The sequence below is a fragment of the Amycolatopsis sp. NPDC104587 genome (genome assembly GCF_055583645.1).
In genome coordinates, this window is sequence record NZ_JBVJNO010000012.1 from 265,932 (window position 1) to 278,734 (window position 12,803).

The following is a 12,803-nucleotide window of genomic DNA, read 5'->3' on the forward strand; positions in this document are numbered from 1 at the left end:
GGCTCCGCCGTTGAAGGAGGCATCTCGTGCATCACGTGATCCAATGGTCCGGCGGCATCGGTTCCTGGGCCGCCACCGAGCTCGTCCGCCGCGAACACCCCGCCGACCCGATCACCCTGCTCTTCGCCGACGTCCTGATCGAAGACAGCGACCTCTACCGCTTCAACGCCGACGCCTCACACCGGCTCGGCATCCCGATCACCCGGGTCTGCGACGGCCGGACCCCGTTCGAGCTGTTCACCCAGCGCAGCTATCTCGGCAACTCCCGGATCGCACCGTGCTCGCAGGTACTGAAGCAGAGGCCCTGCCGGCGGTGGCTGACCGAGCACACCGATCCGGCCGACACCGTCCTGCACGTCGGGCTTGAGCCTGACGAGCAACGCCGAGCGCCTACGGTCACCGCCGGGTGGCGACCGTGGCACGTCACATACCCGCTGATGCGGCACCCCGGTCTCACTAAGGACAATCTGCTGTCCTGGTGCCGCAACGCCGGGCTCGAACCGCCTCGGCTCTATCGTTTCGGCTACAGTCACAACAATTGCGGTGGTCTGTGCGTGCGCGGGGGCCAGGCCCACTGGCAGCGCACTCGCGAGGTCTTCCCCGATCGGTTCGCCTGGTACGCCCAGCTCGAACAGGATTTCCGCGCCACCCACGGCGATGTGGCGATCCTCAAACAACGCCGCCGCGGCCAGACCCACCCGCTGCCACTGCGCGAACTGTTAACCGGCTCGGCGGTCGCATCGGCCCTCACCGAGCTGGACATCGAACACGTCCTGCGCCTGCTCGGACTCGGCGAACGACCCGAAGACCGTCGACGCCGTCTTCAGGTCCGATCCCTCGCAACAGCGGGAAATCGGACCGGGTGACCTCCCGGCATGCCTCGCGCTCCCGATGGATCGGTGGTTCCGGGGTGCCGGGCGTTCGGTCCTCGCGATGTGACCGGCCTGAGGGAACCAGGCCCGCGCCGGCGGTGCACCGCCACCAGTCCACAACACGCGCTCGCTGCGCGGTGCGGAGCCTTGTGCACCGCCGGCGCTCGGCCTGGTGATCCGTGGCCGTCCACCCGCGAGCCCGCCGCCCCGAGCGGCGGGCAAGCACCGACCTCGAAGAGAGGACTCAGATCGTGTCGAACGAAACCAGCACCTGGCTCAACACCAACGTCCTCATCGGATTCACCGACAAGCGCGGCCACGCCTGGCACTACCGCGCCGACGACCAAGGCACCGAGCCCAACCACTACCCCGGTCCGATCCCTCTCAGCGACGTCAAACGACGCCTCTTCGGCTGGACCGCGGAACCGGCCCGGGTCCTGGTCGAAGACCGGTTCGGGCTGCGCCTCGCCCGACACCATCTGGGCGTCACCACGTCCGACACCGGCGACATCCTCGCCATCCACACTGACGAATACGGCATCCACCAGTACGGCACCTGGCTGCTGGACAACGTCGCCGCCCTGCTCGAAGACGGCCTCACCATCGGCTCCGCCGGGCTGCTGCGCGAACGCAAGCAAGCCTGGGTCAGCGTCGAAGTCCCCGACAACATCACCACACCCGAAGGTGTGGAGTTCCGGCCCAACCTGCTCGCTTGCTCCAGCCACGACGCCAGCCTCAAGACCCGCTACAAGCGCGTCGTCACCAACGTCGTCTGCGACAACACGATGGCCGCAGGTCTGCGTGAAGACGGCCAAGAAGTCGCCATCGTCCACAAACGCAACAGCGCCCTGCAGCTGCTCTCCGCCCGCGAAGCCCTGCAGATCGTGCACACCGTCGCCGACGACTTCGCCGCCGAAGTCAAGAAACTGTGCCAGACCACCGTCACCGACCGCGCCTGGAAAGCTTTCCTCGACGCCCACACCCCCATCCCCGCCGAGCCGGGCCGGAGCCGCACCAACGCCGCCACCAAACGCTCCGCACTCACCCGGCTGTGGACCAGCGACAGCCGCGTCAGCCCTTGGAAGAACACCGGCTGGGGCGTCGTGCAGGCCGTCAACACCCACCTCCACCACGAAGCCGTCATCCGCGGCGCCACCCGCGCCGAGCGGAACATGACCCGGGTGATGCGGGGCGAGCTGGCCAAGAACGACCGCGCCACCACCGCCACCCTGCACAAGGTCCTCGCCGCCCTCTGAGCGCCCTCCGGTCCCCGCCCTCGCTCACTGTTCCGGCTCACGAAAGGACCTGTGCCATGAACACCAGCATCCCGCCGATGACGTGCGGCACCGACGGCTGCACAAACACCGGACACGGAATCTCGATCGCGGTGTCGCGACCGAGCATCTACCGCTGCCACGACTGCCTCACCTGTCTGGACGCCCTGGCCCCTCGCTGGATCCGCGGTTTCACCGACGAGCGTGCCTACGCCGACCGCAACACCGAACTCGGGCACCTGAACGCGACCGCGCTGCGAGAACAGGCCGCGCCGGTGCTGGCCACGATCAGCGAGGCGCGGGATGCGTTCACGATGCTGGCCGACCTCGTCGGCCCGGCCCTGGCCCGCGACGCGATCACCGCGATCGTCAACGCCGGCGACCACGTCATCGACTGCTCCGTCACCAACTGGTGGGCCGCCTACCGCTACCCCGACCACCACCCCCGCACCGCACCGGCCCGCGCGGCGTACCGGTTCGATCACGTCTGGACGGTGCGCGTCGACGGCCTCGCCGTCGGGACCGTCCGTCGCGTCACCGCCGGCGTGCTCGACCGCTACGAACCCCGCAACCTCACCGGATCCGTACTACGTCCCGACCTGCCCGACGACGAACAGCCCCGCTACGACTCCGTCCACGCCGCCGCCGACGCCCTCATCGCATGGACGGACGATCGCGAGCCGGCACCCGATGCTGTGGCTCCCGGGCACCCGTGACCTCGCGGGTGTCGTGCGGCCTCGATCACGCGACCAGGTCACGCGACGCCGGTCAAGGCCCCACCACAGGCCATCGACGTCCTGGCCGCAGGACCGGGGCCTTGACCGGCGCCACGACGGGACCTGGGTGACCGGCCTCGTCCGCACACCACCCCACCCGAGGCCACCTGAATGAACCGGGAATCCCCGAGCGGCACGCCTTCCCCCGGGCGAGCCGACTCCCGGTTCGAGGCTGGCCGGGTCAGCGCACGCGCCGCGCTGCCCCGGCCAGCCTCCTCTTAACCCCTTGTCGACCATCGTCGGAGGTCCCGACCATGCCACGCGCAACCGAACTGACCGCCATCGAACGCGACGTCCTCCGCGACGCCGCGTACGGACTGAACAACATCCAGATCGGAGCGAAGCAGTTCCGCTCGCCCGAAACCATCCGCACCCACATAAAGCACATCATGCACAAGCTGAACGCCCGCAACCGCGCGCACGCCGTCGCCATCGCCTACGACACCGGCATCTTCCGGTGCCCGCTCCCGCACCTGCCGACGACGCAAGCGATACCACGGCCGATGTCCCCACCAGGCCACGCAAGGCGCGAACCCGGGCGGCCGGTCCGGGCGGCGTCCACACCGGCTCCTCGCGGCGTCCGCTAAAGGCGAGGGCCGCGATGACCAAGCCGTCCCTGTTCTCGCTCGAGAATCGGCGCGAGAGCCGTCCACTCGACCTCGTTTCCTGGGGTGCAGGTGCGGAAGCTCCGCCTATCTCACCGAAATCCTCACCATCCCCGCCTGTCACGACGCCGACCCGGGGCCAGTCCGCGAACCGCGGTTGGGTGGACGCTCAAGAGATCGTCCCGTGCGGGATCACGACTCCGGGCTGGTCGTGGCCGCCGCCCCCGATGAAGAGGCGCTGGCGGTCTTCTCGATTGGGCAGCCGGTCGAGGTGCGCATCGACCTGCCGGTACACATCGCGGACGCCGCCCTGGACAGAGCTGGCCATCTGATCGAAGCGACCAGCCGGCGCAGGGCTGGGCGATGGCTGCGAACAACTACTTGCCCGGCAGACCCGGACGGAGTTCACCACGCCGCAGCCCGACTCCCGCTTGGACACTCGGAGGGTCGAGAGGAGGCCGCCGAGGCGCTGCGCACGGAAGTCCCTCTACAGGCATCGTCCAGGATCTGCCCGTGCCCCGGAAGAACGACGCCAGGGGCGACGGATCGTGCCCACACTCACCGACTTACGCCCAGTGATGTGCTCGCGTTCGCTCGGGACGCCCCGCACGTCTTTCGCCCTGTTCCGAGGCGGCCGACGTCACCGTCGTCAACGTCTCCCCATCGTGAGCCGAAAGGAGACCACGACCGTCGCCGCCACGGGCGCTGGCCAGGACCTGCCCTACGGCACCGACGGCACCACGACCAGTACTCCTGCCCGGTTCGCCCAGCGCGCGCCGACCCCGTTGAACGTCCTGCCGGGAGGGTTGTAGTGGTGGACGGCGTCCGGTGGGCGCCCCACTTCGCACCAGCCCGGTAAAGTGGTGGTCTGCCTCTTCGCGGAGGACGCTCCCGGGTAGCTCCCCGGGGGCACGCGGAGAGGTCGACTCCGCGAACGAGGGATGCGCTATGTCCGACGACCTTGGCCGTCGTATACGTGAGCTGCGCTCATGGCGAAAGCTTGATCTTCGCGTCGCTGCCGACCTCGCTGGCCTGTCCTACGGCTACCTTGGGAAGATCGAGCGTGGCGAAAAGTCGATCAACTCCCGTAAGACGCTTGAGGCAATCGCGTGGGCGCTGAAGGTCGCCCCGGATGAGATCACCGGCGCGACGCCAGCGCCGGCCGGACGTGATGATCCGGAGCTGCATGACGCCGCTACCGCGCTCGCCGACCTCCTTGGTGGGTGGTGGGTCGGCGAAGTACCCGACGCACCAGGACGCCCGTTGCACGAGCTGGTTTCCGACCTTCAAGCGTTCCACGCGTCCCGGAACCTCAGCGGCACGCAGGGGGCTGGGGACTACCCGACGCAGGTCAGGAAGCTCGCACCGCTGATTAGGGACCTGCTCGCAGCGGCCGCCGACCCCGCCACCGGCCGCGACGCGCTCGCGCCGCTACTCACTGCCTACCACGTCGCGGGCAGCATCTCCGCGCGACTGCATCTGCCCGGGATGCCGTCGATGGCGGCGGAACGGATGCGGCAGGTCGCCGACAAACTCGACGACCCGACGTGGCAGGCCGTTGCATGGTGGGGCCGTGCTCACTTCATCTCGTCCACGAGCCGCCCTCGGCAGTACGAACTCGCGGTCTCCGTCGCCGACTCCGCACCAATGGATCGGCCCGAGACGCGCGGCATGGCGAACCTGACCGCCGCACTCGCAGCGGCCGCGCAGGGCGAAGGCGACATCGCGCTCACGCACCTAGCTGAAGCGGCTGCGATCGCCGAACGGCTCAGCCCCGACACCAGCCCCTGGCCGTCCGGAATCATGCAGTTCGGTCGGACTAACACAAGGATCTTCCGGGTGAGTATCGGCGTCGAGCTCGGCGAGGGCGCTCGGATCGCTGAGGTTGCGCGCACTGTGCGCCCGGAGACGATCTCCACAGGGCGTCAGGCGTCGTTCTGGACCGACTACGGGCGGGCGCTGATGACGGAGCGCAAGCATCGTGAGGAAGGAATGACGGCGCTGCTCAGGGCTGAGCGTCTGGCGCCACACCAGCTGTACCGAGATGTTTTCGCGCGCGAGGCAGTATCAAGCCAGCTCGCCTCCGCTGGGCATGGTGCAACGGGCCGCGAGCTGCGCGGGCTGGCCTGGCGAATGGGCGTTGCCCCGACTGGGTGATTCCGTCCCCCTGTGTCCCTGCGGGACACAGACACCTCTGACCTGGGCTTAGCGTCCCGGTTGTGACGGCGCGTGACGGTGAGATGCCCTCCGCAAACGGGGGCGACAAGAGCGACCGGGTTCCTCTTCAGGACCGGCCCGACAACGAACACGCCCGCTCCGCGCCGTCACCCTCCACCAGCCCGGACGACATCAGCCCCGAACTGGAAACCGCATTCCACCAGCTCGCACGGCCCCGCAAGGTCGGCGAGCCGCTGACGAAGGCAGACCACGCCGCCGCGAAAAAGGTCCTCGCCGCGTACTGGCCGAAATTCGGCACCCCCCGCCCCCTGCCGAAGCGGTGGCGATGACCATCCTCGACGGCCGAGACTGGACCCGGCAACCACACCGCCTGCCCACCGTGGAGCGCTGGGAGTGGCGCCTGTTCGAAGGCGACTGGCGCACCCACCTCTACCTCGTCGACGCACTGGAACTCTCCGGCGTGGCGTTCCTGACCCCGTGGTGCCTGCACACCCAGGCCTACCCACTCGACCACGACCGCTCCGAGGTCGGTCAGCGCGGCGTGTTCCCGCCCGGCGTCCGGCCGTGCCCGGCCTGCGACGCCCACACCTGGGCCCAGGTCCCGCACGCCCGCCGCGGCGCCCTAGCCGGGCCGGGCCGATTCGCGGGGAACCTGTTCGAGGTGGTGATCCGCTGTGCCTAGCTATGACGCCAGCTACCGCGACGTGGGTGACGGCCTGGTCAAGGCCGGGGCGCGGCTGCAGCTGCGTTGGCACGCCGCCACGACAGCCCGGCCGGACCCTGCCACGGTCGCCGCCGACGCCGCTCGCGAGCTGCGCATCACTCTGGCCCTGGCCGAGCAGCTGGCCGCCCGCCCTGATGGCGCCGCGATCGAGATCACGACCTTCGCCGACCACTGCCAGCACGTCGCAGCCCGGCTCTACCTGGCCGCGGTCGCACTCGACCCCGCTCAGGTGATCGACGCGCTCACCGACCCCGCCGGAGCAGCGGTAATGCACGCACGAGACCGCCAAGCGCCCACTGGAGGGTCCCGATGACCGTCAGGGTAAGCATCCAGCCCGCGCCGATCCCGGTGAAGTTCACGTGCAAAGCGTGCGGCGGGAAAGTCCACCCCGACGCGCGGCAGTGCAGCGCCTGCCTGGCGAAGCTGACCGTGTACATCCCGCCACGCCGTCGAGCGTCGGAACGCGACCCTGGGACGCCGACGTGAGCCCGGACGAGGCCGCGGAGATGTGCCGACGGTACGAGGCCGGCGAGACGATCGAAGGGCTCGTGGCCGCGACGCCGCACAGCTACCGGCAGGTACGCCAGACCCTCATCTCCAGCGGCGTCAAACTGCGCCCGCCGAGGATCCAGCTTCCGCCGATGCCGACCGGCATGGCCGCCAGGTACCGCAAGGGAGCCAGCATCAAGCAGGTGGCGGCGATCTACGGGCGCAGCTACGGCCAGACCCGCAACATGCTAATCGCCGACGGAGTGACCCTCCGCCGAGCCGGCAAGCCCAGCTGAAGACTCCCGGCCGACGCGCAAGCCCTCCTCCGGCGCGTCGGCCGGGTCCCATCCGTACGTCCACGAGAACACGAGGATCTCTGCACCCATGACTGTCGACGAGCTGATCGAGCTGTACCGAACCATGTTCCCCTTTCCCGACGGCGCGTTGGCGGCGTTACCGCTGCTGATGGGGATCTGCGCAGCGGTCACCGTGTGGCGGGTGCTGTGGCGCGCCTACATTCCCGGGCTGACGCGCCGGTGGTACTGGGCGGCGGCCCGGGCGGCGCTGCTGACCGCTGTGGCATTCCTGGCGTGGCCCGCGATCGTCGTCGGGGTGGCGTTGTGGCAGTTCGACCGTCCGCGCGCACTGGTCGAGTGGGCTGTGACCGGCCAGCGACCGGCACCCGAGCAGCCCGAGGACCGGTAGACCCGGCCTCCGCACAGCTTCGCCGCCAGGTCTGTTCTCGGGTTCGACCGCCGCGGAGACCGCATCCGGGGGGCGGCAGCCTGCCGGGCAGGGACGCCCGACCCCCTATTCCGTCGCCCAGTAGTTGCGCGAATCTGCCAGATTTACATGCGGGCGGCGAGCGGCCAGCCCTGAAGCACGTTCTCCAGGCCGTTGTGCATCTTCAGGTGCTCGGCCATCGCCTTAACGTCGTCCGCGGCGCGCTTGCTGCGCGTCGACGCCACGGTCGCGATCCGGCCGGAGATCGCGCCAGCGGGGTGAGCCGAGCCCGGAGAGCGTGGCCAGCATGGCCTGTGCGACGTTCACCGCTCAGCTACCGAATTCGTCGTCGACGGGGCCCACCGTGACCGTGCCCGACGTCTCGGTCTGCGTGCCGTCGTTGGCGCCGGTCTGCACGTCGCCCGTCCCAGCCTGCTCGAGGGTGGTTCAGGCGAGATCTTGGGGGTGCAGCACGATGCGCCCGTGGGTTTTGCGGTCCGCCAAGGCGCGATAGGCGTCGCGCACGGCGGTCAGTGGAAACGTTGCGGCGATGGGGACGTGTAGGTCACCGGCTGCGGCGAGGGCGGCCAGCTCGGTCAGCGCTGGGAGGCCGCCGGCATCGGTCGTCCCGAAAGATTTGACGCCCTTCTCTTTTGCTCCGAGGTAATCGACGACGGTGTTGATGCGGTCTGCCGCAACGCCGAGGCTGAGGGCGAGGTCAAGGTAGTCGCCGCCGACGGTGTCGATGAAGGCATCGGCGTGGTCGGTGGCAGCGAGGATCCGTTCCTGTTCGCCGTCGCCGTACTGGACCGGCTCGATGCCGTGGTGCCGGAGCAGGTCGAAATGGGCGCCGCTGGTCAGGCCGATCACCCTCGCTCCGGCACGGAGTGCGAGCTGGGCGGCGGTGAATCCGACGCCGCCCGATGCACCCGAGATCACGATGGTTTCGCCCGGCCGGGGTTCGACCGCCCGGATGGCGCCGAGGCCGGCCATCGGTGTGGTGTAGAGCGCGCCCGCGACGTCCCAGGGGAGGGCTTGCGGCTTGCCGACCAACTGGTCTGCGGGGATGGCGACGAACTGGGCGTGGGCGTCCCAGCTCTGGAGCCTGCCCAGCACCGCGTCGCCGACGGTGAAACCGGGCACGTCGGCGCCGACCGCTACGACGTCACCGGCGAGGTCGCGGCCCGGCGTGTACGAACTGCCGTGCAGCGCCGGCAGCGCCCCGGGGTTGAGCGCACCGGCCTCGACGCGCACCACAACTTCGCCTGGGCCGGCCACGGGCTCGGGGACATCCGCGAGGTAAATCCCGTCGATGCCCGAAAAACGTTCGTAGCGTACGGCTTTCATCATGTCTCCCGGTTTTTCGAGTGGTTCGGAGCGGACGCTCAGGTGGGGCGCAACAGCGGTAGGAGGATGTCATCGACGAGATGCTCGACAAAGGCGGCGTCGCACGGCTCGCCCACGACCACGACGCGATGCACGATCAGCGCCGGAGCGACCTCGGCGAAGAGCGTTGCCACCCCGGGTGCCAGCCGCTCGAGTCCGTCCGTCATCGCGGTCTGGTCCCGCCGCAGGATCCGCCGCATCGCCTGGGCGAGCCGCGCGTCGTTGCGCATGCCGGTGAACACGGCCCCGAGCAGGCCCACGTCCTGTTCGGAGATGCTCCGCGCGAGCCATGCCGTCAGGGAATGGACGTCCTCCCGGAGGTCCTCTCCCGCGAGCTGTGGGGGCTCCGCGGGCGCCCGGTGCTCGACCGCGGCGGCGACCAGCGCGGCCTTGTCGGGGTACCGGCGGTAGATCGTCGTCTTGGCCACCGCGGAACGCCCGGCCACCGCCTCGATCGAGAGCTGCTCGTATCCGACCTCGGTCAGCAGGGCCAGTGTCGCGTCGAGAATCGCCAAGTCACGGCGCGAATCCCGGGGCCGTCCCATCGCCGAGGGCCGAGTCGTGCCGCTGGACTCCGACGTGCTCACCTCGCACCTCACTTCCGCTACGCGACTGTTTCGTATCGAAAGTACTCTAGTTCGATCCCGGCCCGCAAGCTGCAGGGGAACGGTCCGGCATCGCGTTTGGCGTCGTGGACTCACCAGAGGCGAAATCCGGTCGCTGTGGCAGGTGTCCCTGACCTGCCATCGCGACGAGCCCGCCCAAGGCGCATTTACCCGGTAAGGGTGCGTCCTGCCCGTCGCACGGTGGGGGTGGCTGCCCGTTCGAGCCGGGCCGGGTCCGGGGAACTCACGCCTCGACGGGAGGTGTCGGGGTTCCCGCATCACCGCGCTCATCGGCATGACAGGACGGTGGAGCACCGCAGTTGGTGGGCAAAGCAAGGCAAGAACTGGCGCAGTCTGACGGCTGCTGCTGCGCGTCGCCCTATGGGCGGCGAGCGGCGCACACCTCGACCGCGCGGCTGTCCTGAGTTGAAGGGAGACCATCCGTTGCGGCTGTCCACCGCGCTGTCGTTCTCGGCCTACCGAGCGATCCGGCATGGAAGGTCCGCGCCGCCGACGCCGCGTGCCGCGACACCCAAGTCCATCTCGGCTTGCGCACTACGAGACTTTCGACGTGCGAGATTCTCGCCCAACTCGACGAGCCAGTTGAGGTCTTGCGGTCGCCCGGCACCGACAGCATGATCGAGCCCGGCCTCCGCGCCGATGAGCTGCCGCCTTCGGGTCACTGCTACACCGCAATGTTCTTCCTCGGCCAGTGCACGTTCGCCCTCGACGCCTCGGCAACCGTACCGCCGCAGGACAGGCCGCCCGTGCTTGCCTGGCCGAGATGTCGCCGGCGTGGACGTCATCGGAGTGGGCGTCCCGCCGTAACGAACTCACCGAACTGACCGGAAGACCGGCTAATGAATCCCGACAGAACAGACAACCCCGTGGGCTGCCGGTGTGTCGCCGCCACGGCATAGCGGGTGTACGGTGGAGAAACCGGATCTTGGTGTGGCCTCCCCATGCATCGATTGGCATGAGGACGGTGGACACGATGACGCTGCTGCGGCAGAACCGCGAACTGAAACGGCTCGGGATCTGGAACTGGTCCCTCCCTGCGTTCGCAGGAAAATTCGCTGATGGCCGCAACTACAATGCATGCCCCTCGGCCGGAATCTGCGCGCAAGCCTGCTACGCCCGCAACGGCACCTACCTCTTCCCCCAGGTAAAAGCACGCCACCAGGACAACCTGCGCTGGACCTTGGACGACCTGCCCGGATGGCAACGCGCGATGCTGAACGAGCTGTCACACAACCGGTTCATCGACGGGTGGGTGCGGATCCACGACAGCGGCGACTTCTACTCCCGCGCCTACCTCACGGCGTGGCTGGAGATCATGCGCGCGCGGCAGCGCACCCGCTTCTACGCCTACACCAAAGAAGTCGCCGCGTTCCGGGACCTGGTCGAGCCGAACCCGCCCCGGAACTTCTGGTGGGTCTACTCCTACGGCGGCACCCAAGACTCCACATTGGACCCGACCGTCGACCGGGTCGCCGACGTCTTCCCCGACGAACAATCCATCACCGCCGCCGGCTGGCACTCCCAAGAAGAATCCGACCTGCTGGCCGTGCTCGGACCGACACCGGTCGGGATCCCGGCGAACAACATCGCGCACTTCAAGGCCCGCCAAGCCGGACGCCGGTGGAGCCGCTGGCAAGCCGGCGTCGACGCCGCCCGCGCCGCCCGCCGCACCAGCACCCAGCCGCCCGCAGTGGCCGCCGATGACCGGCCAGGCACGTCCAGAGACCCACGGTAGCGCCGCCCGGGACCACGGCGGCTACCTGCTGTCCAACTGTGCGGGCCAGGTGCAGCGCCGCCGTGGCCCCGGTCCGCGCTGTCACCGGCTCCACGACGTGCCACCCGGGACGCCGGCCCGCCGCCCGCAGCGCCGGCAACCGGACCGCCACACCTCGCGATCGGAAGGAAACCCCAGGAGATGCCGGACGAGTTGTTGCCCTATCTGCGTGCGGTCGCCGACGAGCTCGGCCAGCCGTGGCGCGCCGTCGCGTCCCGCGGTGTCGGTGAGCACGCCGCGCTCGTCGGCCCGGAAGGCGGGTGGATCAGCGTGACCGTCTCCTACCGCGCGGCACGGAGCCGTTTGCTGCTGGAAGCCTGGCTGGACTCCGAGCTCAGTCCTCATCAGCCCACCGGTATGGTCCGGCCGTCGGTGACCGTGGCCCGGGCCCGGCCCGCCGCCGCGGTCGGCAAAGACCTCGCCCGCCGGCTGATACCGAACGTCCTCGAGCTGATCGCCGCGGCGCGGGAGCTGGCGCACCGGCGCGCGTGCGACGCCGCCGACCTCTCGAACGTCCTGGCCGCGATCGGGGAAGGCTTCGGCACCACCCCGGCGGACGGGGCGAACACCGTGTCGGTCGGGGCCTACGGTCAGCCGCTGTTCGCGACCGCGCAGGTGCTGCAGCCGTTCTGGCGCGACCGCCAGCGCCGGGTGCGGTTCAGCATCGACGCCACCGTCGAGAACGCGCTCGCCCTGGCCGCGCTCGTCGGCGAACGCGCCGCCGCCGACCACCCCGCGCTCGCCGCGCCTGACGCCTGTCGTTGAGCTTCAGCGCCGCAGCCGCCGCACACCCCCGGACTCCGGCGCTCTCTGGGGCGCCGGAGTTCGTTTCTCCTCCCTGGAAGAACGATGCCATGGGAGCCCTGAACCGCGTGGTCACCCTCGACGATCCCGAGGCCCGGATTGTCGACATCCGCGCCGACCTGGCCGTCGGCGGCACCGGGCTGCGCGTGCACGGCCTCGGCCCGGTGGTAGCGCGCGAGACCCGCGACCGGGTGCGCGCGGCCATCCGCAACAGCGGCCTGTTCTGGCCCGAGGGCGTGGTGCACCTCACCGCTTCGACCGCGTACCCGCGCTCCGACGTCGATCTCGCCGCTGGAGCCGCAGCGCTACTGCTCACCGAGGCCGTGCCGGCACGGCGGCTCACCGCGACGGCACTGATCGGCGAACTCGGTCTCGACGGCACCGTCCGCCCGGTGCCCGACGTGCGGACGCGCGCGATCGCGACCGCCGACGACGGGTTCATCCACTTGGTCGTGCCCGCCGCTGAGGCCGGGGACATCCCCGACCTCACCATCATCCCTGTCGCCTGCCTGGATGACCTGATCACCTGGCTGCGAGGCGGACCTGCTCCGTCCCCGCAGCCCGCATCGGGT

Annotated in this window: 17 protein-coding genes and 1 pseudogene; 15 read left to right on the forward strand and 3 right to left on the reverse strand. The window is 69.6% G+C overall.

What is annotated here, in order from left to right; all coding sequences use genetic code 11:
- Positions 1–26 precede the first annotated feature (26 nt).
- From ACZ61C_RS34150 to ACZ61C_RS34165, 4 genes are all read left to right on the forward strand, one after another.
- Positions 27–866 (forward strand): adenine nucleotide alpha hydrolase family protein, encoded by an 840-nt coding sequence (locus ACZ61C_RS34150; protein ID WP_465311998.1) that lies wholly within the window; start codon positions 27–29, stop codon positions 864–866.
- A gap of 257 nt (positions 867–1,123) precedes the next feature.
- On the forward strand, positions 1,124–2,128 hold the full coding sequence (locus ACZ61C_RS34155) for a DUF932 domain-containing protein (protein ID WP_465311999.1): 1,005 nt from the start codon (positions 1,124–1,126) through the stop codon (positions 2,126–2,128).
- 56 nt (positions 2,129–2,184) lie between these two features.
- Positions 2,185–2,862 carry a hypothetical protein gene (locus ACZ61C_RS34160; protein WP_465312000.1) on the forward strand — a complete coding sequence of 226 codons (678 nt, stop codon included), beginning with the start codon at positions 2,185–2,187 and terminating at the stop codon, positions 2,860–2,862.
- 314 nt (positions 2,863–3,176) lie between these two features.
- Entirely contained in the window at positions 3,177–3,509 is a 333-nt protein-coding gene (locus ACZ61C_RS34165) for a response regulator transcription factor (protein ID WP_465312001.1), read from the forward strand.
- A gap of 187 nt (positions 3,510–3,696) precedes the next feature.
- Here the strand turns inward: ACZ61C_RS34165 and ACZ61C_RS34170 are convergent, their stop codons facing one another.
- Positions 3,697–3,855 carry a hypothetical protein gene (locus ACZ61C_RS34170; protein WP_465312002.1) on the reverse strand — a complete coding sequence of 53 codons (159 nt, stop codon included), beginning with the start codon at positions 3,853–3,855 and terminating at the stop codon, positions 3,697–3,699.
- A gap of 337 nt (positions 3,856–4,192) precedes the next feature.
- Between ACZ61C_RS34170 and ACZ61C_RS34175 the strand changes: the two genes are divergently transcribed.
- From ACZ61C_RS34175 to ACZ61C_RS34210, 8 genes are all read left to right on the forward strand, one after another.
- On the forward strand, positions 4,193–4,339 hold the full coding sequence (locus ACZ61C_RS34175) for a hypothetical protein (RefSeq protein WP_465312003.1): 147 nt from the start codon (positions 4,193–4,195) through the stop codon (positions 4,337–4,339).
- A 136-nt stretch (positions 4,340–4,475) separates the two neighbouring features.
- Positions 4,476–5,684, forward strand: a complete 1,209-nt coding sequence (locus ACZ61C_RS34180) for a helix-turn-helix domain-containing protein (protein WP_465312004.1) — start codon at positions 4,476–4,478, stop codon at positions 5,682–5,684.
- A gap of 62 nt (positions 5,685–5,746) precedes the next feature.
- A complete protein-coding gene (locus ACZ61C_RS34185; protein WP_465312005.1) occupies positions 5,747–6,034 on the forward strand; it encodes a hypothetical protein in 288 nt (95 codons plus the stop codon).
- The gene (locus ACZ61C_RS34190; protein ID WP_465312006.1) at positions 6,031–6,387 is read left to right on the forward strand and encodes a hypothetical protein; all 357 of its coding nucleotides are present in this window, start codon (positions 6,031–6,033) and stop codon (positions 6,385–6,387) included. The genes ACZ61C_RS34185 and ACZ61C_RS34190 overlap by 4 nt, the downstream gene beginning before the upstream one ends.
- Positions 6,380–6,742, forward strand: a complete 363-nt coding sequence (locus tag ACZ61C_RS34195; RefSeq protein ID WP_465312007.1) for a hypothetical protein — start codon at positions 6,380–6,382, stop codon at positions 6,740–6,742. Before ACZ61C_RS34190 ends, ACZ61C_RS34195 begins: the two co-directional genes overlap by 8 nt.
- Positions 6,739–6,915, forward strand: coding sequence for a hypothetical protein (locus ACZ61C_RS34200; RefSeq protein ID WP_465312008.1), 177 nt, complete (start codon positions 6,739–6,741; stop codon positions 6,913–6,915). The genes ACZ61C_RS34195 and ACZ61C_RS34200 overlap by 4 nt, the downstream gene beginning before the upstream one ends.
- The gene (locus ACZ61C_RS34205; RefSeq protein ID WP_465312009.1) at positions 6,912–7,214 is read left to right on the forward strand and encodes a helix-turn-helix domain-containing protein; all 303 of its coding nucleotides are present in this window, start codon (positions 6,912–6,914) and stop codon (positions 7,212–7,214) included. Before ACZ61C_RS34200 ends, ACZ61C_RS34205 begins: the two co-directional genes overlap by 4 nt.
- Positions 7,215–7,302: 88 nt before the next feature.
- A complete protein-coding gene (locus ACZ61C_RS34210; protein ID WP_465312010.1) occupies positions 7,303–7,623 on the forward strand; it encodes a hypothetical protein in 321 nt (106 codons plus the stop codon).
- Positions 7,624–8,088: 465 nt separating this feature from the next.
- On the opposite strand, the gene ACZ61C_RS34215 is transcribed toward ACZ61C_RS34210, so the two are convergent.
- Complete coding sequence (locus ACZ61C_RS34215) at positions 8,089–8,988, reverse strand: NADP-dependent oxidoreductase (RefSeq protein ID WP_465312011.1); 900 nt, start codon at positions 8,986–8,988, stop codon at positions 8,089–8,091.
- Between the two features lie 38 nt (positions 8,989–9,026).
- Positions 9,027–9,614 carry a TetR/AcrR family transcriptional regulator gene (locus tag ACZ61C_RS34220; RefSeq protein ID WP_465312012.1) on the reverse strand — a complete coding sequence of 196 codons (588 nt, stop codon included), beginning with the start codon at positions 9,612–9,614 and terminating at the stop codon, positions 9,027–9,029.
- Positions 9,615–10,626: 1,012 nt separating this feature from the next.
- Between ACZ61C_RS34220 and ACZ61C_RS34225 the strand changes: the two genes are divergently transcribed.
- The 3 genes and pseudogenes from ACZ61C_RS34225 to ACZ61C_RS34235 all read left to right on the forward strand — a co-directional run.
- Positions 10,627–11,388 (forward strand): GP88 family protein, encoded by a 762-nt coding sequence (locus tag ACZ61C_RS34225; protein ID WP_465312013.1) that lies wholly within the window; start codon positions 10,627–10,629, stop codon positions 11,386–11,388.
- Between the two features lie 180 nt (positions 11,389–11,568).
- Entirely contained in the window at positions 11,569–12,192 is a 624-nt protein-coding gene (locus ACZ61C_RS34230; protein ID WP_465312014.1) for a hypothetical protein, read from the forward strand.
- A gap of 89 nt (positions 12,193–12,281) precedes the next feature.
- A pseudogene (locus ACZ61C_RS34235) lies at positions 12,282–12,683 on the forward strand (magnesium chelatase domain-containing protein); the annotation flags it as partial.
- Positions 12,684–12,803: the final 120 nt, after the last annotated feature.